Raw genomic sequence first — 22,725 nt, forward strand, 5'->3', positions numbered from 1 at the left:
CCTGAAAGCCTAAAATGTCATTTTGTGACACCGCTGGACAGCCCTTTATTCTGATTTACATACTTCTGGTATGCTGCTGTTGCCTGCTCCAGAACAGTTGTCTTGTCATCTCCTGTATTGGTGGACTGAATCGCATAAGCTCTTACCGGCATATCAAGCTGCTGCGTATCCAGCTGTCCTTCAATGATATTGGCAAAAGTTACTGTATTAAATAATGTGGCCGTCTTTTCTCCCGGCTTCAGAATGCTGTTATAAACATAAGTATAGACCATATTCTGTCCAATCTCTTTCCGCTCCATCTGTGTCCATTCTTTATTCTTCGTGTAGCTGAAAACTTCTGTTTTTGCCAGGGCATTTCTGGTTCCATCTAAAGCTGCGGTAATCACATTTCGCACAGGAACCGATACTTCCAGATAAACAAACGCATCATTGACGCCAAGATTTTTCACAAACGGGTCTTTCTTGATCACCTGTGTTGGTACCAGCTTGGTATTTTCATCTGGTTTCCAGTTCGGCTCATCCAGTTCAATATCTACTTTTCCTACTGTAAAACTGTTGGTAGCGGATTCAAAATCTGTAAGGTAGGCTGCAGTTCCTCCTGCCGCCAGAGCTGCGACCATAGCCGCAAGCGCAATTCCTTTTACCATTTTTCTGTTTTTCATCATAATTTAATTCCTCCCTGCTATTCTATTATTTTTTTATTTGGGGTATAAGCCAGATCTGCGATCACGGCCAGACACGCCGCAATGACAACGACGGTAAATGGAATCCGGGTACGTAAAAAATGAATCACATAGCCCAGATAAGGCAGGCTGAAGACTACCCGCCCGATGATCTGCGACTCCTTTACAGATACTGGATCTGCTGTTTTATTGGCGTCGCCTTTTGTTGTACAGATACCGTTTCGGTTCTCCGTAACTCTGTGTGTGACAACTGTATCGTCAATACGAAATGTGATAATGTCTCCTTTTTTCGGAGAAAAACTTCCCTCCTTTGTAAATACCACAGCTCCGGTCCGGATCCCTGGTTCCATGGATCCGGAGTAGACTACATATGGCCGGATGCCAAAAAGCCCCGGAAGGAGGAGTACCATCGCAGTCACAAAAGTCAAAGCCAGAACTGTGTTAAAAGCATATCGAAAAAACAATTTCATTTCTTTTCTTAATTCTATAAATCCATTCTATTAGGAGTACTGCATGAGCAAACAAAAAAGAATTTCTGGCGGAGACCTGCTCCACACGCAACGGTACATAAACTGCCCTCCATAGATATCAACTCAAGCGAAAATCCCCTGTTTCTTAGCAGAAACCTGTTATTTCATTGCATAAATATGTCAATATCTGTTTTCTGTTAAAATATAAAAATTCCAGGATTCAAATGGAACGGAATCGTTCCTGAAAACGTCCGTCTGTCAAAGACGAAATAGAATAAATATAAAGATCTGTTTCAGATGATGTTATTATAAATCCAGCAGTTAAATAAGTCAACGAAATTCGTCCGACAAGATTCGACTCATCTATCACTGCAAAAATCTGTTTATGCCGTTAATTTTCATAATTCAGATACAATGTCAAAATAACCTGTCACAGATGCTTAATAACCCAAAATAGCATCTGCACAGGCCATTCTTTTACTGTATCAGCGAATAGATATATTCCAGAGGAAGAAGCATTAACTCCCGGAGGACCTTTTTCTCTGCCTCCTTCGTATTTTCGCCCAGCGGAAGTTCGATCCGAAAGGCCGGCTGACGTATCACTTCTCCATAATACTGCTCCGGCCTTCCTGTACTCCGGTTCCGCATATGAGTTTCACATCCTGCCGAGAGCCGCTCCAGCCTTCCGTCTGAGCATTTTTTAAGATGCCTTGCCAGGCGGTAGCATCTCTGATTGTTGGCAAATCCCTGATCCTGTCGGTAGTAGATTACTTTTTTCCCATAGCTGCAAAATACAAGCAGACCTCTTCCTCCATATTCCTGAAAAATGCGGATCAGTGCCTTTGTCTCATTCTCACTTGCAGGCTGCTGATGGATCTTTTTTCTGGTACAGCAGCTGGTAGGAAAATTCAAAGCAGGATCCATCCCTCTTGCATTACACACAAACTCATCACAGGGAACATCCTGCATTTTCAGCATCTGGCGAAAGATAGGATTACGCACTGCATTGTATCCCCTGCGAAAAATTTCGTAACCATCCGGATTTGCTGATGGAATAATGCAAAGTCTTGTCTTGTCAAGAAGCTTATGTACCTCGTAAAGTTCCTGCAGTGACCATTTACATTCATATGTTTTGCAGTATTCTGCAGCTGCCAGTGCAAGCATGTCCGACATTTTTCCATCCGTACCCGAAAATCCTCCCACACAGAAAATGCAGGATTCTCCATGACCGATCTCGAGCATGGGGATCAATCTTTCGTCATGGCTTTTTCCGATTACCCGAAACTGAGTAAACTCACTGTATCTTTGTGCCAGTTCCCAAAGTGAATAGTACAAAGCCTCATAAGCTTTATCCTGTGCTGTTTCCATTTTTCTGCCTCCGTTCTTGTCCCTTAATTCACTGCAGATATTTTACTGCACCTACTGCATCTGCTGCTATTATTTATGTATGCCTGAAAGCAGAAAAAAAGAACCGGCTGTTAACACCGATTCCTTTTGTTCACAAAATAATTTAAAATTCCACCGCCAACAATAATCGCCAAAGCCACTGCTACCACTCTCTTAGCTGCTTCCTGCGGAAGCTGTCCCTTTGAGCCAATGGAATCCTCATAAAAAGTCAGCGTATAATTGATTTCATGAGGCGCGCCCATTGCCAGCGTATCCGCAATCACTTCCATCTTGTCATCCATTACTGTGACCGGCACTGTAAAAACCGAATTCCTGCCTTCTTCACTCTCATTGAGGATCTTTTCTTCATTTACGATCATATAATCGTAGTTGGAACTACTCCACTGCAGCTGTGCGTACATCCTGCCATCTTTTACGATCATGAGTGCGGGTGACGTGACGCTGGCCTTGCCGCTGCCGCCTTCCAGATCCACCTGAATGGAATATTCGCCATCCTCCATATCTGTCTCCAGGCCTTCACCTGCTGCCAGAACCTGAACCGGGCATAACAGCATCATAGCCAGAAGAAATATAACCATCGTTCGCATCATTTGTTTCATTGTACTGCTCTCCATCTCTTCATATTTGTTTTGCACATATGATATCACTATAGCACACCACCTGTTTTCTGTAAAGAAGTGGATTCTCTGTTGAATTATCGGTCGCTATCCAGTATAATAAAAAGAAATTTGCATACAAAAGAAAGGAAATGAACAGAGATGATCGAAACTAAAAATCTCACAAAAAAATTCGACGATTTTACTGCTGTGGATTCTCTGGATCTTCGCATTGAAACCGGCGAATTTTTTGGTCTTCTCGGTCCTAATGGTGCCGGAAAAACCACCACGATCAGTCTGCTTTCCACTCTGCTCCTGCCTACAGAAGGTCAGATCCTTATTGACGGACAGACACTTGGACGCAACCGACCGGATCTGAAACGCAAGATCAGCGTGATTACACAGGAATATTCCATGCGTCAGGATATGAACATGGATGAGATCATGGAATACCAGGGACGTCTTTACTTTATGCCCCGCAAAGAGATCAAGGCAAAAACTGAAGAGCTTCTTGATTTCTGCGGACTTCTTCCGTTCCGGAAGAGAACAGTGCGCAAGCTTTCCGGCGGTATGAAACGTAAACTAATGGTATGCCGTGCCCTTCTTACCAGCCCGGAGATCCTGCTTCTGGATGAGCCTACAGCAGGTATGGATGCTCTTTCCAGACGACAGATGTGGAATCTTCTCCGCCAGCTTAACGGCAAGAACCTTACCATCCTTCTGACAACCCATTACATGGAAGAGGCACAGTCTCTCTGTAACCGGGTGGCACTTATGGATCACGGAAAACTGGAGGAAATCAACACTCCTGCAGGCCTGATTGAAAGACTTGGTAAATATACTGTAGACCAGGAGACGCCGGAAGGTGCAAAGAGTCACTACTTCCACAGCCGGCCGGAAGCGATTGCTTTTTTGTCCTCTCTGGACGGACAGTGCACATTGCGTGAGACAACGCTTGAGGATGTTTTTGTGGAACGGGCCGGAAGACATCTTATGCAGCGTTGATCTGATTACTGCATAAATATACAATTTAATAAGAATGGACGATGAATTATCATGGGAATACTTACTATTTTATGGGAAAAATGGGTGGAATTTCGACGGGATTTCTATAAGATCACGCTGGCAGCCATGATCGCGCCACTGATGTATCTGATTGTTTTCGGAATGGGAATCCAGACTTCTTCCCACGGAGAACCTTATCTGAACTTTCTGATCCCTGGCGTGGTTTCACTGACAACCATGAACGGAAGTTTTAACGCCATTGCACAGAACTTAAATGTGCAGCGTCTTTATGAAAAGGCTTTTGACCAGGTTATGATCTCCCCCACTCCTCTGTGGCAGTTTATTGCAGGCCAGATCATTGGAGGAAGTCTCCGGGGACTTTATGCAGGAGGAATCATCCTTCTCCTGACCATGCCGATTGAAACAGGACTTGTTTTTAACGGTTGGTCGTTTCTGGTAATGTTTCTTAATGGTGCTGTTTTTTCAGCCATTGGTGTTGTGGTTTCTTTCCTTGCCAAAAACCATGCGGATGTTCCGCGTTTTTCCAATTATATTATTATGCCAATGGCATTTCTGTGCAACACTTTCTTCTCAACAGAAAAAATTCCAGGATTTCTTGGAAATTTTGTAGCTGCACTTCCGCTTTCACAGACCAGTCACCTGATCCGCACCATTGCTTCCAGCGGAGCTGTAAATTATATCAGTATTTTAATACTGACCGCTTATCTGGTTGCATTCAGTGTGGCTGCATCCTGGTTTATTTATAAGAAAAAGAATCTTTAAAATCTCAGTACTTTTTTTTCATAACTTAAAAAACACCGGTTACTCCTTTTCAATCAGGAATAACCGGTGTTTTTTTATGTTATCTTACTTGTTCTGTGATCAGATGTCTTTTTTTCTTCTTCTCACGATTACATATCCTCCTGCAAGGATAGAGGCAACTGCAAGGGCAGACATAGTTCCGATCGGTGAATTATCCGCTGTGGAAACAGCATTCTTGGATGTAGTTCCATCGCCGCCGTTGGAGGATGTTGCAGATGCTGCTCCTGCTACAGTTGCATCCGGATCAGAACCTGTCTGGCCATCTGCATTTCCGTTGGATGATCCCGGAGTACCTGTACCAGACGGTGTGATCGTGATCGCTACAGAGCTGAACTGATATACTGCTGACTCGACAGTATCTGTCACTGACCACTGACCATTTGTATAAACCCATTTCTGGAAGAATACGTACAGATTGTATGTACCCTGTTTACTAATTCCTTTTGTGGATCCAATCTTCCAGGTACTGTGCTTCTGATCATCTTTCGGATTTGCAGATGTACTCCAGTAGAGTGGCTCCCATTTTACATCGCCCTCTCCTGGATTGGTATTAGTTGTTCCGGCTCCGATTACCTGGAAATCGTAGAATGTATTCGGATAGAATTCCATAGCACTGTTCAGACCTTTTAATATACTCTCATTTACCTTCGGAGTTACTGGTTTATGGTTATCATCACCTTTAGCCGGACGTTTGCTCTGATCAAATCTTACTTTCTTGATGCCGCTTTCCGCACCTTTGCTTGATTTAATATAGAAATACAGATCAATACCATTATCTGTGTTCAGATCACTCAGATAAATAGTAAAATTCTTATCTTTACTTACTGCCTGTTTATTAGTAATCGCATCTTTCTTCGGAGTATCGGATGTTCCGTCAGATCCACGCTCTACCCATGTGTAGTAGCATGTACCTGTAACATTTGTACGAAGTGTTACAGATGCAGAATCGTGTGCAGTCCACTGAAATCCCGTCCACTTAACATCGATGCTGACAGCCTGTGTCGGTTTAGGAGTCGGACGTTTGCTCTGATTCAGTTCAATCTTCTTCAAATCACTGACAAGACCATCACTGTCCTTAACACATACATACACATCATAGCTGGTCTTGGTATCAAGCTTGCTGAGCTTAATAGATGTCGCATTATTTGCACTGATCGCTGTACCTTTTCCGCTTGTATCAATGGATGTAACTTTTGTTCCATGTTTTACTGATTTATAATAGTAATGGCCAGCCTTGTCAGAAGTGATCGTAACTACTGCCTCTGAAATACTGTTCCATTTGGAGAAGGCTGCTTTTGTGATCTTCGGAGCCTGTTTAGGAGTTTCTGACAAGATAACAGGAGTATTCTTCACTTCGCTGAGATTACCCTCACTGTCTTTAACCTGTACATAGAGGATAACTTTTTTTCCTGTAAGATTCTCAAGCTTGATCGAATGTTTCTCACCGGCCTTAACAGCTTCACCATCCTTGGATGTATCAAATGTTGGTGCTTCTGCTCCTTCTGCAACCCATTTATAATACAGCTGTCCATCCTTATCAGATGTGATCACTGCTGTTGCAGTTGTTCCACTCTTCCATTCTGAGCTCTCAATAGATACTACAGGTTTCGTTACCTCTGCTGCTGCCAGCTTACCTGTAGCTGCATCTACTGTAAATTTCGTTGTATCCCCCTCATACTGGGATGCAAGATTCTTAAGGGCTGCGGCAAATACATCTGTATCTGTCAGATCATCAGCCTTGGTGATCACTGCAAGATCTGCTGCCGGACTCTCCACAGAAAATCCGATCTTTGCCTGATCTGTGATCTCTCCCTTCACTTCGATCTTTCCTTCGCCTGAAAGAATGATATTGGCTGGAGTTGTACCGTCTGCTTTGGTATTACCTGTGATGCTCGGCTCTGAATCTGTTGCTCCTTCACCTTTCTTCACAGAAATTGTACCTGTACTGTATACAGCTCCGTTGTCACATTTATTACCGGTGATCGTACCACCTGTGATCAGAACGCTTCCGCCTTCATTGAAGATAGCAGCTCCTTTTGCAGTTGTATTGTTATTGGCAAGAGTTACGCCTGTTGTCAGGGAAAAATTCGCTCCTGCTGCAACATGGACCAGAGAACCCTCTGCTGCTGAACCATCCTTAACAGATCCGTCTACAGTCAGTGTTCCTACTGTTGCATCTGTCTCAGTGGCATCCTTCTTAGCCATATAAAGTGCACTGCCGGCACTTACTTCAAAAAGATTGCCCTTGAAGCTGTCTGCACGTTTAATAGAAGCCTGAGTGTCTGCTCCTAAGATAGCAATACTCTTATTCGCCGGGATCGTTACGGCACCTGTAAGCTCGATTATTCCTTTGATCACGATTTTGACCGGCTCTGCCTCTGTAACTGCAGTTGTAGAAGTGTCAACAGCCGTCGCAGCTTCAATCGCTGCACGAAGTTCTGCCTCTTTAGTAACGATCGTTCCTTTTTCTGCTGCTTCTTTCGCAGCGGCTTCTGCTGCGGCCTGTGCTTCTGCCTGTTTCTGGGCCTCTGCTTCTGCCTCCGCCTGCGCTTCTGCAGCAGCCTGAGCTTCTGCCTGTTTCTGTGCCTCTGCTTCCGCCGCGGCCTGTGCTTCTGCCTCTGCCTGCGCTTCTGCTGCAGCCTGTGCCTCTGCTTCCGCTGCGGCAGTGTCGTCCGTATTATCTGCAGTATCTTCAGCATCTGTATTATCGTCTGTGACCTGTGCCTCTGCGGCTACTGACCCAGCTCCTGTATCTTCCGCAGCAAAAGCTGCGGAAGGTGCCATTCCAACTGTCATGGAACCGGCAAGCAGGACTGCAAAAAGTTGCTTTTTTTTCATTTTTATATGTCCTCCTGTTATGAGTTAGTCTGTCTAAATCAATAATTAAAAAAAGTATAGCACAGCGCTGAAAAAAAGTAAAGCGGACACAAAAATCCGCTCCACCTCTCCATTGCCGGCCTAATCTCTTACGGACGAACCTGTCCGCTTCCGTAAATAATATATTTGGTTGTTGTCAGGGCAAGAAGTCCCATCGGCCCTCTTGCATGAAGTTTCTGGGTGCTGATTCCAATCTCCGCACCAAAGCCGAATTCGTTTCCGTCTGTAAATCTGGTAGATGCGTTTACATAAACTGCTGCTGCGTCCACCTCATCCAGAAATTTCTGAGAATGTGCATAATCGTTGGTGATAATCGCCTCCGAATGCTTGGTATTGTATTTATTGATATGGGCAATGGCATCATCTACAGAATCTACCACTTTTACAGAAAGTATGTAATCCAGGTACTCAGTTCCCCAGTCTTCCTCTGTTGCAGCAACTGCTCCTGGCATCAGCTCACCCGCATCTTTATCTGCACGCACTTCCACATGCTTCTCTTTCAGTCGCTCTGCCAGTACCGGAAGGAAAGCATCCTTCACCTTACGGTTTACAAGAAGAGATTCACAGGCATTGCATACGCCAACTCTCTGAGTTTTGGCATTGATCACAATATCTGCTGCCATCTGAAGATCAGCTGTCTCATCTACATAGATATGGCAGTTACCTGTTCCAGTCTCAATGACAGGAATGGTACTCTGGTTCACAACAGCCTTGATGAGACCCCTTCCGCCACGCGGGATCAGAACATCTACATACTGGTTCATTTTCATAAATTCCGCAGCTGTCTCTCTGGAAGTGTCTTCGATCAGCTGGATTGCATTCTCAGTGATCCCGGCAGAAACAAGTGCTTCACGGATAAACTTCACAATGGCTGTATTGGAATGAATAGCATCACTTCCGCCTTTCAGAATCACAACATTTCCGGTTTTAAAACAAAGCCCGAAAGCATCAGAAGTTACATTTGGACGTGCCTCATAGATAATTCCGATCACACCAAGAGGAACCCTTTTCTGTCCGATCAGAAGTCCGTTCGGACGTTTCTTCATGCCTGTCACTTCACCGATAGGATCTTCCAGGCCTACAAGCTGGCGAAGGCCATCTGCCATTCCCTCGATCCTGCCGGCATTCAACATCAGTCTATCGATCAGGCCTTCCGGCATCTGGTTATTTTTTCCATTCTCAACATCCAGAGCGTTGGCTTTCAGGATCTCTTCTGTGTGGTCTACAAGCGCCTGTGCTACAATCTCAAGTGTTCTGTTCTTGTCATTTGTGGAAAGATTTCGAAGGACAACTTCTGCATCTTTTGCGTTTTGTCCCAGTTTTTCAAGCATTTCATTCATTTCCAAATATTCCTGCCTTTCTTACTCTTATTACAGCAGTTTTTACTGTGTGTCGCGGTATATCTTCTCTTCTGTCACGATCACCTGCGGTCGGATATCTGTAGGCTCTGTGGGAACTTCCGGAAGAATCTGGAAAGAAAATCCCACTGCCACCCGGCTGATTTTTGGATGTTTCTCAAGGAAACGGTCATAAAAACCTCCGCCATAACCAACACGGTTGCAGTTCACATCAAAAGCAACTCCCGGCATGACCATCATTGCAGCTTCCCAGGAAACCGTCTCGCCGTCTTCCTTTGGCTCCGGTATCCCAAAGTAACCGGATTCCAGCTGGGAAAAATCAGTCAGTTTATAAAACACCATGTCTTTCCCGAATACCTTGGGAACTGCCACTTCCTTGCCGTCTTTCCATGCCTGCTCAATGATATAGCGGGTGATGACTTCATGGTTGTAATCTGCATATGCCATGATCCGCTCTGCCTCTTTATATTCAGGAAGATCTGTCAGCGTCTCTGTGATCACGCGGCTTTTTTTCTGAATCCATTCATCACTATGCTCTTTTCTTGCCTTGAAGATTTTTTTTCTAATTTCCTTTTTTTCTTCCATATTTTTCTCCCAGATTGGTAATGCTTCCATCTTTTTCTTTAATATCGATATTGTTCAGATGTGCACGCAGGCTGCCTTTTACCGCATCCAGATATTCCCTTCGAAGTTTGGCCTGCTCAACTTTCTCCTCTTCTGTAAGGCCTACACTCTTCTGCTTATGTGCCAGTGCATTGATTCTATCGATCTTGATATTGTCCATCATAATAAAACAGTCTCCTCTTTTTTCTATCTGAAAATTATTCTTACAGTAATTTCTCAATATAATCAATCAGGAAAAATTCTTCCTTCTTGCTTCCTACAAACAAAGTTCCGCAGCTCTTGCCATCCACGATCCTGTGAATGTTGTGAAAATCGTTTCCGTTTGCAATGACCATATCAGCCCCCGCTGCTGTGGCAATGATAGCAGCTGTAAGCTTGGTTGCCATTCCACCGGTTCCTACGTTGCTTCCTGTTGAGGACTTGCCAAGTTTACGCATATTATCATCCATGTTCTCTACAATGTCAATAAATTCTGCATCAGGATTGGAATTGGGATCATCTGTGAAAAGTCCGTCAATATCAGACATCAGAATCAGAAGATCTGCACCGATCAGAGCGGCAACTACTGAAGAAAGAGTATCATTATCTCCGAATTTTACAAGATTCTGAAACTCATAGGAAGATACGGAGTCGTTCTCATTTACGATAGGAATAACGCCTACTGCAAGAAGCTCATTAAACGTATTCTGGGCATTTCTGCGGTTTGTGTTATTGACCATGGTGTTCTTGGTCATAAGGATCTGCGCCACCATCTGATTATATTCTCCAAAAAGTTTCTGGTAAATGGTCATCAGTCTGGCCTGTCCTACTGCCGCACATGCCTGTTTCTTCTCAAGTTCTGCCGGTTTTCCCTTCATCCCAAGAGCTGCTGCCCCTACAGCAATGGCTCCGGAAGATACCAGGACTACGTCCTTACCCTGGTTGTGAAGATCGCTGATCTCTCTTGCAAGGATCTCCAGCTTGCGGAAATCCAATCTTCCTGTCTCAGCATGAATCAAGGAAGAAGATCCGATCTTGATTACGATGCGTTTCTTATCTTTCAGTCGTTCTCTGTAATTTGCATTCATGTTCTTTGTTTCTCCTGATATCTGTTATTTATTGCATGATCCGGACAATTGTTCCATTGCCCGGATCGTTCTTTTTATAATATAAATTTACTGATATGTGATGGAATCAATCCGGTCATTCTGCACGATCTCTACCCATGTCGTACCCTGATTCAGACAAATCTCCTGTTCATTTTTGTCATAGTAATGGGTGATCCCCCACGGAGAATCTTTCTCCCAGCGGATATCAATTGCCTTTCCTTTTGTGATAAACCTGCCTTCGCCGCCGGAAATCGCATCAATATTCAGATATCCGTTAGCATCGTAAGCCGGGCAGGACGAATACTGCAAAATGATGTTATCGCAGGTAAGCTGTTTATCATCCAGTTGGTCCACATGTTCCTTTCCAAACTGGAAGCGCTTATATTCACCGGATGCCTCATCATACTCATACCATGGATGATTATCTGTAAAATTGTCAAGCTTTACAAGATTTGCAGTGATGCCATCTGCAGGAACTGTCTCTGCACCATCCTCTGCAAAAAGATAATGGCCTGTATAATCTTCCGTATATTCCTGACTGTATTTCATCGCCTCAATGCCTGCCTGAAGATGCGCCGCATCAGTATAGGCATTATGCGGCGGTTTCCTGTCCGTTGTGCGGAAGAAAGCCAGATTCCCCATCTTGATCCCGTTCAGATTATCGATTACATGCTGATCCAGATAAGGAAGGGCATAGGCTGCCTGTCCGTAATGTGCATAGATCGCATTGAATTCATTGGCATAGAAGAGATAATAATCACGGCAGCTTCGAACAGAGCCGATTCTTTCCAGATCATCATAATCCTCGAGAATTCCCATAAGACGGGTAATATTTCCTTCCACAGGTGCTTCATAAACAACACCTGCATGACCAATTCCGCTCTGCGGTGCTCCGGAGCTGTTATTGCCCATCATTACTGCAACAGGTCTCCGGCGGCCGATACTCTCTGGAACATTCTCACCTGTAAGATAGCTCTTTACCTGGGTTTCCGTCTGGTTCTCCTTATTCGGGACAAAACCTACCAGATCCTGCTGTGCCCCAAATACAGGGGCTGTCTGGGTCATGCACACACATGCCACCATGATACCTGTCAGAACACCTGTCTTTCTCATTCTCATATATTACCTCCTTCAATCTGATTTAGGATCTTAAAAGAAACACTGCGTATGTTTCCTGCTATCCATCTGGGGGTTATCGATTGATTCCAAGCTCCTTAAGAGCTGAGGCCTGTTTGGCCTCCATAACTTTTGCTTCGTCTTCTGTCATATGATCATATCCAAGGAGATGAAGCATACTGTGCGCTACCAGGAAGCAGAACTCCCTTGTCACACTGTGTCCGTATTCCTCTGCCTGCGCAAAAACCTTCGGAACAGAGATCATGATATCTCCAAGAAGAAGCTCATCGCTGTCCAAGTCAAAATAAGACTCGTCCTCTTCCACAACAGAATAATCTGCCGGAGTCTCAAAAGGGATCATGGGAAATGACAGGACATCTGTAGGTGCCTGGATATTCCTGAATTCTGTGTTCACTCTCTTGATCTCCTCGTTATCTGTAAGGACAAGATTCACCTGTCCGTCATATGGACATTTCTCCATCTCAAGAACCTTGTCTGCAACCTGGGATGCCAGTGCTGCATAATCGATGCCAAGTTCCTGATCTGTCTCATATTCGATATTTATGGTCATCTTCTGTACTCCTTGTTCTTTATCGCGTACCTGTCATCTTTACGGGATTTCACAGGTTTCTGTTTCTTCTCATAATCATCATAAGCCTGTACGATCTGCTGCACAAGCGGGTGACGCACAACATCCTTGCTGGTCAGCTGGCAGAAACCGATATCATCGATCTTCTTCAATACTTTCATTGCCACATCCAGACCGGACTGTGCATCCTTTGGAAGATCCTTCTGGGAAGCATCACCTGTGACGATCACCTTGGATCCAAAACCGATTCGGGTCAGGAACATCTTCATCTGTGCGGGTGTGGTGTTCTGCGCCTCATCCAGAATGATAAAAGCATTATCCAAAGTACGTCCTCGCATGTAAGCAAGAGGAGCCACCTCAATTAGACCTTTCTCCATATTCCTGGCAAAACTGTCTGCTCCCATGATCTGATAAAGTGCATCATAAAGAGGGCGGAGATAAGGGTCTACCTTACTCTGAAGATCTCCCGGAAGAAATCCCAGCTTCTCTCCAGCCTCGATGGCAGGTCTTGTAAGGATGATCCTGGAAACCTCCTCATTACGGAAAGCAGTGACTGCCATAGCCATGGCAAGATATGTCTTACCTGTTCCTGCAGGTCCTACACCGAAAACGATCATCTTCCTGCGGATCTGCTCCACGTAATCCTTCTGTCCCATGGTTTTGGGCTTAATGGGCCTTCCCTGTATCGTGTTGCATATAAAATCTTTATCAATCTCCTCCATCACGGAGCCTATCTTCTCCATGGCAAGGGAGAGTGCATAATTCACATTCTGCTGTGTGATGGTGTTGCCCCTTCCCGCAAGAGTGTTCAGTTCCTCTACGATTGCCTTCGCCTGCAAAGCTCCCTCCTGGCTTCCCAGGATCTTCAGAGAACCATCGCGGAAAATCATCGTTACGTTCAGGGTTCGTTCAATCAGCTTCAGATGCTCGTCAAACTGTCCGAAAATATTCGCCTGGCGGTCTGCCGGCACATCCACATATAATTCGATAATGCTGCTAGCCATCCTCTGGTGTCCTTTCTTTTGGCTGTGTCTTTTTTTCCGTGGAGGCTTCTCTTCCGGTCTTCTCGATAACGCAAAGAGTCCCTCTGCTGACACAGTCCTGATGATTTATTTCTATTTTAACATTATTTTCAGATATTTGAACCCCCTTTTGTATTAATTTTTCTTCATAAATATAAAGCTTCTGAATCGCCTGTTTTTTTGCCGCCTGCTCTGTAAGAGTTTCCTTTTTCAGTGTATACTCCTGAACCATAATAGTTCCCGCCAGCAGCGGAAGCCTGAAATTCTCCGTGATCCTGGCCGGATATTCCTGGATCAGCCGGTCTTCTTTTTTCTTTTCACCGGGAGACAGATCCAGCCACAGGTTTCCTATCTGCAGGAAAAAAAATTTCTTTGCTTTTCCAGTGGAAACTTTTTTCTCAACGTCCAGCGGAAACGTGTCGTAATACGAAACTTTATGCCGGATGTAAATATCTGCATCTGCATGAACGTATTCGTACCGCATTACTTCCTGGCTGTCATCCGTGATATTTAAGATCCCGGAAACAAGTTCCTGTCCTCTTTCCACAGAATCCCCTTCTTTTACAAGAGGCGTCCCCCTGCGAGTGACAATTTTTTCCACAGTGCCTTCCACCTCCGAAAAAAGGCTGCAGGAGTCTTCCTCTTTCTGCTCCTTAGGAGGGAGTGTACCTTCCCTGATCTCAAAGATCAGCTGAGTTCCCGAAAGCTTCGCGGATACCCAGGTGATCTCCGGAAATTTTCTCCGCATAGCTTCTGCAAGGCTGGTACATCGAATCTTTCTTTTGCTCATTCCATATGTGATCCCTTCTTCTTCCAGAAACTGCAGAAGCTGCTGTGTAGGATTCATAACATTCCCCTCAATATGTATATTCCACAGTCTTCCGGAAAGAAAAATAAATACGCAGACCGCCAGTAAAAGCCCGGACAGAAGCATTTTATGCCGGCTGGCAGCCAGAAGCCAGAAAACAGGGCCTTTTTTCCGGAGGATATGGATATGTACGCCGGTTTTTCGCCGAAGGGGACTGATCTTTCGGAAATCTTTCACTTTCAGGGTAGCCTGAAATTCTTTTTCCCCGGTTCTTATAATCTTTCGAAGTTCCATATCCCTGCCTCTGCAGAGATTCAGAAAACGCTCGCACTGTTCGCCTATGACGGACACCCGCACAAAACCTGGGATCATTTTTTCCGCCCCTCCTCCAGAATCATACTCTCGATCCGCCCGCGGATACACATTTCAAGTTTCGTGTAATTGACGATCTCCAGCCTTTTTCCAGAGATAACCATCCGGCCGGATGCTGTAAGGACCACGATCTGTTCTCTGGTACAGCTTAAGATACTCCGATAATTTTCGATCAATGCCTGGCGTTTTCCTGTGAGGATCACCTGGGTCTCCCGAAAGACAGTCTCACCGGGAAGTTCCAGCATTTTCATTATTTTTCCCATAAAAAATCCCCCGGCCTTTATCACTAATCTATGCCGGAGGATCTGACAGTATGTATTTTTCGGGCGAATGCCTTAAGACTGTTATTTCCGGAGCAACACCATGGAAAACCAGAGAATGGTATTTCCACCAAGATTATACTCCATCTGCTCTCTCTCTACGATTTCATTTGCCACAACACCATAGCTTTCCAGACAAGGGTGCATGTGTTCCGGAAAACGGCAGGGTTTGCCATCCAGATAAGCGCATCGTTCACAGTAATCGCAGGATTCTGTGGAAAGGATGAAGGTTTCATATCCTTCTTCTTTAAAAAAATCTCCAACCTTCTCTGTAAGCTCTTCATGGGCTTTTCTTGTTGAAAGCATCTCTTCCATGTTCATAATATCTGATACTTCCGCAACACTTGAAAAGAAGATCGCCTTGGAATAGCTGTGGATCTTTTTCTCACATTCCGGCAGCTCTCCCACTGCCGGTGGACAGGCCCAGGTACTTCCGTAGCGCTCACATTCCTCCCTGCAGATTGTCCGCACACGTTCATGTACAGAAACATCCGCTGCATTTAAAAGCCTGTACTCAAAAATCGGATACTGGGCTATAAATTCTTCAAATTTCTCTTTGATATCCATATTCAGATGATCTCCTGTTCTCCAAAAAGGCTCATCACAGCTGCCTCATAATCTCCGAAATGCTGAGACTTTTTGATCTTTTTCAGATATTTTGCGTAATTTGTAAATCCTGGAGCCATGTAGCTCCACAGTTCTTTCATGCGAAACAGTACATTTCGTTCTCCTGAAAGATATTCCTGATAATCGTGGTAGATGCGGTCATGGAACTGGCGCATTTTCTGCTTGTAAGTTTCCTGGCGGTTGAAATTCTCCTTATTTCCGCCTGTTCTCATAATCTCATCCAGAAGATACGGCCTGGCGATCACACCACGTCCGTACATAAAGCTGTCTGCATCTGGAAACTTTACCCTGATTTCCTGATATGCTTCCACAGAAAAAATATCCCCGTTATATCCCAGGGGAACCGTTAATTTCTCCTGTGCATTCTGAAACAGTTCATATCTTGGTGTGCCCTTGTAATGATCCTTCAGAAGACGTGGATGGATGATCAGTTCTTTTACAGGATATTTTGCATAGATGTCAAGAAGACGTTCCCAGTCCTCCTCATAGTCAGTCCCCACTCTTGTCTTGATGGAAATCTCCATATCTGTTCCTTTAAAGATCTCATCCAGGAATCTGTCCAGTTTATCCGGCTCTCCCAGGAAACCCGCACCTTTTCCCTTGGCTGTCACAGTACCGGAAGGGCATCCCAGGTTCAGATTCACTTCTTTATGGCCGTATTCATCCCGAAAAATATGGGCTGTTTTGATAAAATCTTCTGCATTGTTGGTAAGGATCTGTGGGATCACAGGCAGATTTCCATTCGTATCCGGGGATATTTCTTTTATTTCTTTACTGCTTAGTCTCTTGTTTGGCTTGGCAGTGATAAACGGGGTAAAATATTTATCCATGGGATAAAAACAATCATGATACGCATTGCGGTAAACCCAGTTGGTAACACCCTCCATTGGTGCCATATAGTTTTTCATCACTGCTCCTCCTTGATGCGAAAATAGATCTGCTTTCTTCCACCGCTGCCTGTAGGGATCCTGCCAACCTCATAATTTCCCAGTGATTTGATAAATGGAGTAAGCTTGGAGTAACCATAATTACGCACATCAAAATCAGGCAGACGTTTTCCCAGCTGATCCCCCAGCTGACCGGAGGAAAGCCAGCCTTCCTCATCTGAAAACTTCTCGATAATGGCATTGATAGCCTTACGCACACGTTTGAGATCTTTATTCTTTTTAGATCCGGAACTGTTCTGCTTGCTGCCATTATTTCCGGCTTTTTTCGCCTCTGCTGCTGTTGCCTGGGCTTCTTTCTTCTCCTCTTCCTGCTGGTTGCGGTAAAGAAGATCCAGATATTTAAACTGGTTGCAGGCAGAGATAAATGGTTTCGGTGTTTTCTCCTCGCCCATTCCCAGTACCAGCATCCCGGATTCCCGAAGTCTTGCTGCCAGGCGGGTGAAATCGCTGTCTGATGAGACAATACAATATCCATCCACATTTCCGGAATATAGGATATCCATAGCGTCAATGATCATTGCCGAATCCGTAGCGTTCTTGCCTGTTGTGTAGCTGTACTGCTGGATAGGGATAATAGAATCCTCCAGGAGGACTTTTTTCCATGAGGAAAGACGGGCACTTGTCCAGTCCCCGTAAATTCTCTTGTATGTTGCGATTCCGATGTTGGCTACCTCATCCACGATGATCTTGATGTATTTATCTGATATATTATCTGCATCGATCAGTATTGCAATTCTTAATTCGTTGTCCATAAATCCAACCTTTTCTATATGATATATGCCGTATGCCAGCTCCGCTCCGGCATCGTTCCTGTTCAGTATAGCCGAAATACCGTTTTAAGTCAAACCATCTGCAGTCACGTAAAACATAAAAATCCTTCCGTCATTCAGTACATAAATACAAGCGGAAGGATTTCATTCTATTATATTTTTTTAATGCTCCAGCATGATCTTCAGTATCTCTCTGTCTGTCTCTTTCATTCCATCCTTACCGATCTGACCCACACAGCTGATAGTCTCTGCAGTTTCTTCCTGAAGGATTCCTGTATATGGCGCATAGGACTGACCGTTCATAGCCAGATGATGTGCCAGAAAAGCTGCATCCAGGCTGGCTGCGATCTTTGCAGCACAGGAAATCTTTGCGCCATCGCAGATGATTCCCGGAATATTGGCCAATGTGTTCTCAATGGTCTTTTTGATCTGGGAAATGCTTCCTCCTACCATGTAGGTGATAGCTGCACCTGCTGCACAGGAGGCAGACACTGCACCGCAGAATGCAGAAAGCTTACCAATATAATGTTTCTGGTAAACAGTCAGAAGATTGGAAAATACCAGTGCCCGGTAAAGACTGTAATCCGGCAGTTCCATCTCTCTTGCATAAACGATCAGCGGCACAGAACAGGAAATGCCCTGGTTTCCGCTTCCGGAGTTGATCACAACCGGCATGTCACAGCCTCCCATTCTTGCCTCAGAAGCTGCTGCTGTAAGGCTTCTCATTCTGGTAAGCATATCATGGGAGTAATTTTCACGGATCACACGGCCGATGCCAAGACCGTATTTTCCGGTCATTCCTTCATGGGCAATAGCCATGTTGCTTCGAATCTGGGTATCCAGAAGTTCTCTGACATCCGAAAGATCCACTGTATCTGCGAATTCCCGGATATTCTCCAGATCCAGCAGTGTGCGGTCTGCCTCTTCTTTTTCTTCCTGAGCCTGATCCGCATCAAGAAGGACCTCTTTGTTCTTAATGATCTTTGTTACATTGATATGGTCATATTTGATCTCCAGGCTGACGCTGTCTTCTCCTGCTTCCATCTCAATGATAATGTGAAGAACAACCGGCGTGTCAAGAAGTTCTACTTTACAGATATCCTTATCCAGAAGCTCTTTGCAGCGTTTCCGTCCTTCATCTGTCACTTTGGAAAGTACCTCCATATCAAGAGAAGCATCTCCGGCAACTGCACCAAGAACAACGCCTGCAGGAATTCCCTTTAAGCCCCCGGAATTGGGGATGATCACACAGCGGACATTCTTGATAATATTTCCGCTGCATTTTGCCACGATGCGCTCTGGCTCTTTTCCCAGAACTTCTCTGGCTCTCGCAGCTCCGTAAGCCAGGGCGATCGGCTCTGTACAGCCCATGGCCGGGATCATTTCCTCTCTGAGGATGGAAAGATAGTTATCGTATATATGTTTGTTCAACTTTTTTCTTTTCCTTTCTCATATTTATGACATGCCACCATATGCCCTGGTTCCACCTGCTGAAGATGTGGTGTCTCCATTTTGCACCGTTCCTCGCACCACGGGCAGCGGTTATGGAACCTGCATCCGCTGATAGTTCTTGACTGAACACCAGTATCTGTAACGATCTGATCCAGCGTTTTTACTCTTGGATCTGGCACCGGGATGGATGAGATCAGCATTTTTGTATAAGGATGCAACGGATTGGAATACAGTTTGTCTGCATCTGCAATCTCCATAAGATTTCCCAGATAAAGCACTCCGATCTCATCGCAGATCTTCTGTACAACCTGAAGCTGATGGCTGATAAACAGATAAGTAAGGCCGTATTTCTCCTGAAGATCCTGAAGCATCTGAACGATCTGCGCCTGCAGGGAAACATCCAGTGCAGAAATCGGCTCATCACAGACTACAAACTCCGGCTGCACGGAAAGTGCTCTTGCAATGGAGATTCTTTGTCTCTGTCCGCCGGAAAACTCATGAGGATATTTCAGAAGATCCTGTTCTTTCAGTCCTACAACACGGATCAGTTCTTTTGCACGGTCTTTTCGTTCTTTTGGAGTATACATCTTGTGGATCTCCATAGGCTCACAGATAATATCCTGCACTGTATGGCTTGGGTCCAGGGATGAATACGGGTCCTGGAAAACAGACTGCATTTTTTTACGATATGGAAGAAGCTCTTTTTCTCCCATGTTTCCGATCTCTGTGCCCTCGTAAAGGATTTCACCGCCTGTTGGCTTATGATATCTTAAGATTGCTTTTCCAATGGTGGATTTGCCGCTTCCGGACTCCCCTACCAGGCCAAATGTCTTTCCTTTTTCAATAGAAAAGCTTACTTCATCTACTGCTTTCAGGATGCCCGGCTTGAATGACAGAAGTTTCGGAGATTTCTGTTTAAAATACACTTTCAGATCTTTTACTTCAATTAATGGCTTGCTCATTTGTTCTCCTCCCTCCTGTGACAGAGGATACGATGCCCCTCTGCAGCTTCATAATATTTCGGAAGACAGGCCTCACAGGTCTTATCTGCATATTTGCAGCGGTTGAGGAATGGACAGAGATTTCCGCTTCCGTCAGAAATATCTCTTTCAAGAAACTGCTCAAACGTTCCGCCTACACGTGGCATGCTGGCGATCAGTGCCTGTGTATACGGATGTCCCGGACGGAGAAAAATCTCTTCCACGGTTCCTTCTTCCACCACATAGCCGCCGCACATAACTGCTACACGCTTGCAGGTCTGTGCCACAACGCCCAGATCGTGAGTGATCAGGATGATACTCATATTGTTCTTTTTCTGCAGTTCCAGAAGGAGATGCAGGATCTGTGCCTGAATAGTAACATCCAGAGCCGTTGTCGGCTCATCTGCGATCAGAACCTTCGGATTGCTGCTCATGGCCATGGCGATCATCACACGCTGGCGCATACCGCCGGAAAGTTCGTGGGGATAGCTGCGCATTGCTTTCTCCGGGTCTGTGATGCCGACAGCTGTGAGAAGCTCCAGCACACGGGCTTTTGCCTCTTTTTTGTTCATATCTGTATGACGGCGGATCAGCTCCACCATCTTGCTTCCAACTGTATAAACAGGATTCAGCGCGGAAAGGGAATCCTGAAAGATCATGGCGATCTCGCCGCCCCGGATCTTACGAAGCTCGGCCTCGTTTTTTTTCAGGATATCATCGCCTTTAAACAGGATCTCTCCACCCTTGATCTTACAGTTGGATGGACCCAGACGGAGAATGGATTTTGTTGTCACACTTTTTCCGCTTCCTGACTCTCCTACAATGCCGAAGAAATCGCCTTCTTCAATGGCAAAACCTGCATCTTTTACTGCCTGTGCCTCTCCAAGATCTGTAAAGAAAGACACTTTCAGATTTTTTACTTCCAGTAATTTTTCCATTTATGATGTCCTCCTTACTTAGGCTCGAATACTTTTCGCAGAACCTCACCCAGATAATTAAAGCTGATAACTGTGATCAGGATCAGGATTCCAGGGAAAATTGCAAGGTACGGTGCCTGCTGGATGTAACGCTGAGCATTGCTGAGCATGCTTCCCCAGGAAGCTGTCGGCGGCTGGATTCCCAGGCCGAAAAAGCTTAATGCGGACTCCATCAAAATAGCATTTGCAATGTTCATGGTCGCAGCTACAATGATCGTCGGCATGATGTTCGGAAGGATGTGATGGATGATCGTAGCAATTTTTTTCTGTCCGGAGATTTTTGCGTAAACTACATATTCCCTCTCATTAAGGGAAATCGTCTCACCGCGGACGATCCTGGCAATGTTCATCCAGGTCAGAAAACCAATGATCAGGACAATATTCTGAAGTCCGGGTTTCAGGAATGCATTCATAACGATCATGATCAGGAATGTAGGCAGACTCATCAGAGCATCAACAAGACGCATCAGTACTGCATCCACGGTTCCACCCACAAAGCCGCTGACAGAACCAATGACCACACCAAGGGCTGTGGAAAGCACCATGGAAAGAAATCCCACCAGAAGGGATGCTCTTCCTCCGTAAATACAGCGGGCCAGATAATCACGTCCCATATCATCCGTACCGAAAAGATGCGCCATGGAAGGAGCATTCAGTCTCTCTGTTGCACTGATGGCATTGGGATCCACCGGATACAGAAAAGCAAAAATGGAAATCAGTGCCAGCAGGATAATAGCTGTCTGCACCTACCACTGCAAGTTTATTTGTCTTAAAACCAAGTTTGATGTTTTTCCAGATATTTTCTCTCATGTTCCTTCACCTCCTAACATCCGGCCTTGCGGATCCTTGGATCAAAAACTGCATACAGAATGTCTGCCAGCAGATTTCCCAGTACCACAAGAAGTGCAGTAAACATGGTGATTCCCATGATCAGTGGATAATCATACTGCATAACTGCTGTAACTGCCAGCTGACCGATTCCCGGCCATGCAAAAACCTGCTCTGTGATAATGGCACCGGATACCAGTGACTGCAGGCTCATTCCCAGGACTGTGATCATAGGCAGCATGGCGTTTTTCAGAACGTGGCGGAAAAGGATTCCGGATTCTTTCATTCCGTAAGCCTTCTGCACCATAACATAGTCTGAGGACATCTCTGTGATGGTACTGCTTCTTAAGTACCGGATGTACTGCGATGCATTCGCAAAAGTCAGGACTGCACATGGCATTACCATATGAAGGACCAGATCCCCGAAAGAGCGGTTCCCATCGGAATGCATACCGATACTTGGCAGGATATGGAGATGAACGCTGAAAAGATAGATCAGCATGATTCCAAACCAGAAAGTCGGAATAGAAATTCCCACATAACAGAAAAGACTGGTGATCTTATCCAGGATGCCGTTCTTGTTTTTTCCGGAATACAGACCAAGGACAATGGCAATGAGAAATCCCAGAAGCATACTGGTTCCCATCAGGATCACAGTTGCAGGAAGACGTTCCAGCATCTGTGTAAGAACAGGACGGTTATTCATCAGGGAGTTTCCGAAATTTCCGTGTAAAATCCTTCCAAGCCACAGAAAATACTGCTCATATAAGGGCTTTGTAAGACCTAAGCTTTCTCTTAAATTCTGAATGTACTCTTCACTCATGTTCGGCTCTACATAAGTAAGGACCGGGTCTCCCGGAGCTGCTTTTGTCAGGGCAAAACAGAGGACGGAAACGATAAACAGAGTAAGAATACACTGTATCAGACGGTTTACGATCTTCTTCAAAATGTACCTCCTTTAATTTCCTCGAAAACAGGAAATCGGCT

General features: G+C 45.1%; 24 protein-coding genes. 2 read left to right on the plus strand and 22 right to left on the minus strand.

What is annotated here, in order from left to right:
* Positions 1–17 precede the first annotated feature (17 nt).
* From AC04Q4_RS04180 to AC04Q4_RS04195, 4 genes are all read right to left on the minus strand, one after another.
* The gene (locus tag AC04Q4_RS04180) at positions 18–665 is read right to left on the minus strand and encodes a TasA family protein (RefSeq protein ID WP_173737789.1); all 648 of its coding nucleotides are present in this window, start codon (positions 663–665) and stop codon (positions 18–20) included.
* 17 nt (positions 666–682) lie between these two features.
* Entirely contained in the window at positions 683–1,153 is a 471-nt protein-coding gene (locus AC04Q4_RS04185) for a signal peptidase I (RefSeq protein WP_476388551.1), read from the minus strand.
* Positions 1,154–1,630: 477 nt separating this feature from the next.
* A complete protein-coding gene (locus AC04Q4_RS04190; protein ID WP_173737787.1) occupies positions 1,631–2,521 on the minus strand; it encodes a M14 family zinc carboxypeptidase in 891 nt (296 codons plus the stop codon).
* A gap of 110 nt (positions 2,522–2,631) precedes the next feature.
* The gene (locus AC04Q4_RS04195; RefSeq protein WP_330594802.1) at positions 2,632–3,159 is read right to left on the minus strand and encodes a hypothetical protein; all 528 of its coding nucleotides are present in this window, start codon (positions 3,157–3,159) and stop codon (positions 2,632–2,634) included.
* 159 nt (positions 3,160–3,318) lie between these two features.
* On the opposite strand from AC04Q4_RS04195, the gene AC04Q4_RS04200 reads away from it, so the two are divergent.
* Both AC04Q4_RS04200 and AC04Q4_RS04205 read left to right on the plus strand, forming a co-directional pair.
* Positions 3,319–4,161 (plus strand): ABC transporter ATP-binding protein, encoded by an 843-nt coding sequence (locus AC04Q4_RS04200; protein ID WP_173755794.1) that lies wholly within the window; start codon positions 3,319–3,321, stop codon positions 4,159–4,161.
* A 51-nt stretch (positions 4,162–4,212) separates the two neighbouring features.
* Positions 4,213–4,944, plus strand: coding sequence for an ABC transporter permease (locus AC04Q4_RS04205; protein ID WP_173737785.1), 732 nt, complete (start codon positions 4,213–4,215; stop codon positions 4,942–4,944).
* A 99-nt stretch (positions 4,945–5,043) separates the two neighbouring features.
* Here the strand turns inward: AC04Q4_RS04205 and AC04Q4_RS04210 are convergent, their stop codons facing one another.
* The 18 genes from AC04Q4_RS04210 to AC04Q4_RS04295 all read right to left on the minus strand — a co-directional run bounded on the left by AC04Q4_RS04210 (position 5,044) and on the right by AC04Q4_RS04295 (position 22,684).
* Positions 5,044–7,821 carry a hypothetical protein gene (locus tag AC04Q4_RS04210; protein ID WP_476388552.1) on the minus strand — a complete coding sequence of 926 codons (2,778 nt, stop codon included), beginning with the start codon at positions 7,819–7,821 and terminating at the stop codon, positions 5,044–5,046.
* Between the two features lie 128 nt (positions 7,822–7,949).
* On the minus strand, positions 7,950–9,200 hold the full coding sequence (locus AC04Q4_RS04215) for a glutamate-5-semialdehyde dehydrogenase (RefSeq protein ID WP_476388553.1): 1,251 nt from the start codon (positions 9,198–9,200) through the stop codon (positions 7,950–7,952).
* Between the two features lie 42 nt (positions 9,201–9,242).
* The gene (locus AC04Q4_RS04220) at positions 9,243–9,803 is read right to left on the minus strand and encodes a 5-formyltetrahydrofolate cyclo-ligase (RefSeq protein ID WP_476388554.1); all 561 of its coding nucleotides are present in this window, start codon (positions 9,801–9,803) and stop codon (positions 9,243–9,245) included.
* On the minus strand, positions 9,781–10,002 hold the full coding sequence (locus AC04Q4_RS04225; protein WP_119238923.1) for a DUF896 domain-containing protein: 222 nt from the start codon (positions 10,000–10,002) through the stop codon (positions 9,781–9,783). Before AC04Q4_RS04225 ends, AC04Q4_RS04220 begins: the two co-directional genes overlap by 23 nt.
* A 43-nt stretch (positions 10,003–10,045) precedes the next feature.
* The gene (gene proB, locus AC04Q4_RS04230; RefSeq protein WP_173737782.1) at positions 10,046–10,909 is read right to left on the minus strand and encodes a glutamate 5-kinase; all 864 of its coding nucleotides are present in this window, start codon (positions 10,907–10,909) and stop codon (positions 10,046–10,048) included.
* 87 nt (positions 10,910–10,996) lie between these two features.
* Complete coding sequence (locus AC04Q4_RS04235; protein ID WP_243873842.1) at positions 10,997–12,049, minus strand: DUF3048 domain-containing protein; 1,053 nt, start codon at positions 12,047–12,049, stop codon at positions 10,997–10,999.
* A 73-nt stretch (positions 12,050–12,122) separates the two neighbouring features.
* Positions 12,123–12,617 (minus strand): rRNA maturation RNase YbeY, encoded by a 495-nt coding sequence (gene ybeY, locus AC04Q4_RS04240; protein WP_173737781.1) that lies wholly within the window; start codon positions 12,615–12,617, stop codon positions 12,123–12,125.
* On the minus strand, positions 12,614–13,639 hold the full coding sequence (locus AC04Q4_RS04245; protein WP_173737780.1) for a PhoH family protein: 1,026 nt from the start codon (positions 13,637–13,639) through the stop codon (positions 12,614–12,616). Before AC04Q4_RS04245 ends, ybeY begins: the two co-directional genes overlap by 4 nt.
* Complete coding sequence (locus AC04Q4_RS04250; RefSeq protein WP_476388555.1) at positions 13,632–14,837, minus strand: sporulation protein YqfD; 1,206 nt, start codon at positions 14,835–14,837, stop codon at positions 13,632–13,634. Before AC04Q4_RS04250 ends, AC04Q4_RS04245 begins: the two co-directional genes overlap by 8 nt.
* On the minus strand, positions 14,834–15,100 hold the full coding sequence (locus AC04Q4_RS04255; RefSeq protein WP_173737778.1) for a YabP/YqfC family sporulation protein: 267 nt from the start codon (positions 15,098–15,100) through the stop codon (positions 14,834–14,836). Before AC04Q4_RS04255 ends, AC04Q4_RS04250 begins: the two co-directional genes overlap by 4 nt.
* Before the next feature lie 81 nt (positions 15,101–15,181).
* On the minus strand, positions 15,182–15,724 hold the full coding sequence (locus AC04Q4_RS04260; protein ID WP_173755797.1) for a DUF2284 domain-containing protein: 543 nt from the start codon (positions 15,722–15,724) through the stop codon (positions 15,182–15,184).
* A gap of 2 nt (positions 15,725–15,726) precedes the next feature.
* A complete protein-coding gene (locus tag AC04Q4_RS04265) occupies positions 15,727–16,692 on the minus strand; it encodes a tRNA dihydrouridine synthase (RefSeq protein WP_173755798.1) in 966 nt (321 codons plus the stop codon).
* Positions 16,692–17,483, minus strand: coding sequence for an NYN domain-containing protein (locus AC04Q4_RS04270; protein WP_173755799.1), 792 nt, complete (start codon positions 17,481–17,483; stop codon positions 16,692–16,694). The genes AC04Q4_RS04265 and AC04Q4_RS04270 overlap by 1 nt, the downstream gene beginning before the upstream one ends.
* 180 nt (positions 17,484–17,663) lie before the next feature.
* Entirely contained in the window at positions 17,664–18,884 is a 1,221-nt protein-coding gene (locus AC04Q4_RS04275) for an L-cysteine desulfidase family protein (RefSeq protein WP_173755830.1), read from the minus strand.
* Positions 18,885–18,928: 44 nt separating this feature from the next.
* Positions 18,929–19,915 carry an ABC transporter ATP-binding protein gene (locus AC04Q4_RS04280; RefSeq protein ID WP_173737774.1) on the minus strand — a complete coding sequence of 329 codons (987 nt, stop codon included), beginning with the start codon at positions 19,913–19,915 and terminating at the stop codon, positions 18,929–18,931.
* Positions 19,912–20,871 carry an ABC transporter ATP-binding protein gene (locus tag AC04Q4_RS04285; protein ID WP_173755800.1) on the minus strand — a complete coding sequence of 320 codons (960 nt, stop codon included), beginning with the start codon at positions 20,869–20,871 and terminating at the stop codon, positions 19,912–19,914. Before AC04Q4_RS04285 ends, AC04Q4_RS04280 begins: the two co-directional genes overlap by 4 nt.
* A 14-nt stretch (positions 20,872–20,885) precedes the next feature.
* Positions 20,886–21,656 carry an ABC transporter permease subunit gene (locus AC04Q4_RS04290; protein ID WP_476388556.1) on the minus strand — a complete coding sequence of 257 codons (771 nt, stop codon included), beginning with the start codon at positions 21,654–21,656 and terminating at the stop codon, positions 20,886–20,888.
* A gap of 77 nt (positions 21,657–21,733) precedes the next feature.
* Positions 21,734–22,684, minus strand: coding sequence for an ABC transporter permease (locus AC04Q4_RS04295; RefSeq protein ID WP_179976576.1), 951 nt, complete (start codon positions 22,682–22,684; stop codon positions 21,734–21,736).
* Positions 22,685–22,725: the final 41 nt, after the last annotated feature.

It is taken from the genome of Blautia sp. HA8986 (assembly GCF_056504635.1).

Bases quoted from the DNA above. Each gene is read 5' to 3' on its own strand.
- AC04Q4_RS04180 (WP_173737789.1), bottom strand. From the start codon at position 665: ATGATGAAAAACAGAAAAATGGTAAAAGGAATTGCGCTTGCGGCTATG.
- AC04Q4_RS04185 (WP_476388551.1), bottom strand. From the start codon at position 1,153: ATGAAATTGTTTTTTCGATATGCTTTTAACACAGTTCTGGCTTTGACT.
- AC04Q4_RS04190 (WP_173737787.1), bottom strand. From the start codon at position 2,521: ATGGAAACAGCACAGGATAAAGCTTATGAGGCTTTGTACTATTCACTT.
- AC04Q4_RS04195 (WP_330594802.1), bottom strand. From the start codon at position 3,159: ATGAAACAAATGATGCGAACGATGGTTATATTTCTTCTGGCTATGATG.
- AC04Q4_RS04200 (WP_173755794.1), top strand. From the start codon at position 3,319: ATGATCGAAACTAAAAATCTCACAAAAAAATTCGACGATTTTACTGCT.
- AC04Q4_RS04205 (WP_173737785.1), top strand. From the start codon at position 4,213: ATGGGAATACTTACTATTTTATGGGAAAAATGGGTGGAATTTCGACGG.
- AC04Q4_RS04210 (WP_476388552.1), bottom strand. From the start codon at position 7,821: ATGAAAAAAAAGCAACTTTTTGCAGTCCTGCTTGCCGGTTCCATGACA.
- AC04Q4_RS04215 (WP_476388553.1), bottom strand. From the start codon at position 9,200: ATGAATGAAATGCTTGAAAAACTGGGACAAAACGCAAAAGATGCAGAA.
- AC04Q4_RS04220 (WP_476388554.1), bottom strand. From the start codon at position 9,803: ATGGAAGAAAAAAAGGAAATTAGAAAAAAAATCTTCAAGGCAAGAAAA.
- AC04Q4_RS04225 (WP_119238923.1), bottom strand. From the start codon at position 10,002: ATGGACAATATCAAGATCGATAGAATCAATGCACTGGCACATAAGCAG.
- proB (WP_173737782.1), bottom strand. From the start codon at position 10,909: ATGAATGCAAATTACAGAGAACGACTGAAAGATAAGAAACGCATCGTA.
- AC04Q4_RS04235 (WP_243873842.1), bottom strand. From the start codon at position 12,049: ATGAGAATGAGAAAGACAGGTGTTCTGACAGGTATCATGGTGGCATGT.
- ybeY (WP_173737781.1), bottom strand. From the start codon at position 12,617: ATGACCATAAATATCGAATATGAGACAGATCAGGAACTTGGCATCGAT.
- AC04Q4_RS04245 (WP_173737780.1), bottom strand. From the start codon at position 13,639: ATGGCTAGCAGCATTATCGAATTATATGTGGATGTGCCGGCAGACCGC.
- AC04Q4_RS04250 (WP_476388555.1), bottom strand. From the start codon at position 14,837: ATGATCCCAGGTTTTGTGCGGGTGTCCGTCATAGGCGAACAGTGCGAG.
- AC04Q4_RS04255 (WP_173737778.1), bottom strand. From the start codon at position 15,100: ATGGGAAAAATAATGAAAATGCTGGAACTTCCCGGTGAGACTGTCTTT.
- AC04Q4_RS04260 (WP_173755797.1), bottom strand. From the start codon at position 15,724: ATGGATATCAAAGAGAAATTTGAAGAATTTATAGCCCAGTATCCGATT.
- AC04Q4_RS04265 (WP_173755798.1), bottom strand. From the start codon at position 16,692: ATGAAAAACTATATGGCACCAATGGAGGGTGTTACCAACTGGGTTTAC.
- AC04Q4_RS04270 (WP_173755799.1), bottom strand. From the start codon at position 17,483: ATGGACAACGAATTAAGAATTGCAATACTGATCGATGCAGATAATATA.
- AC04Q4_RS04275 (WP_173755830.1), bottom strand. From the start codon at position 18,884: ATGATCCCGGCCATGGGCTGTACAGAGCCGATCGCCCTGGCTTACGGA.
- AC04Q4_RS04280 (WP_173737774.1), bottom strand. From the start codon at position 19,915: ATGAGCAAGCCATTAATTGAAGTAAAAGATCTGAAAGTGTATTTTAAA.
- AC04Q4_RS04285 (WP_173755800.1), bottom strand. From the start codon at position 20,871: ATGGAAAAATTACTGGAAGTAAAAAATCTGAAAGTGTCTTTCTTTACA.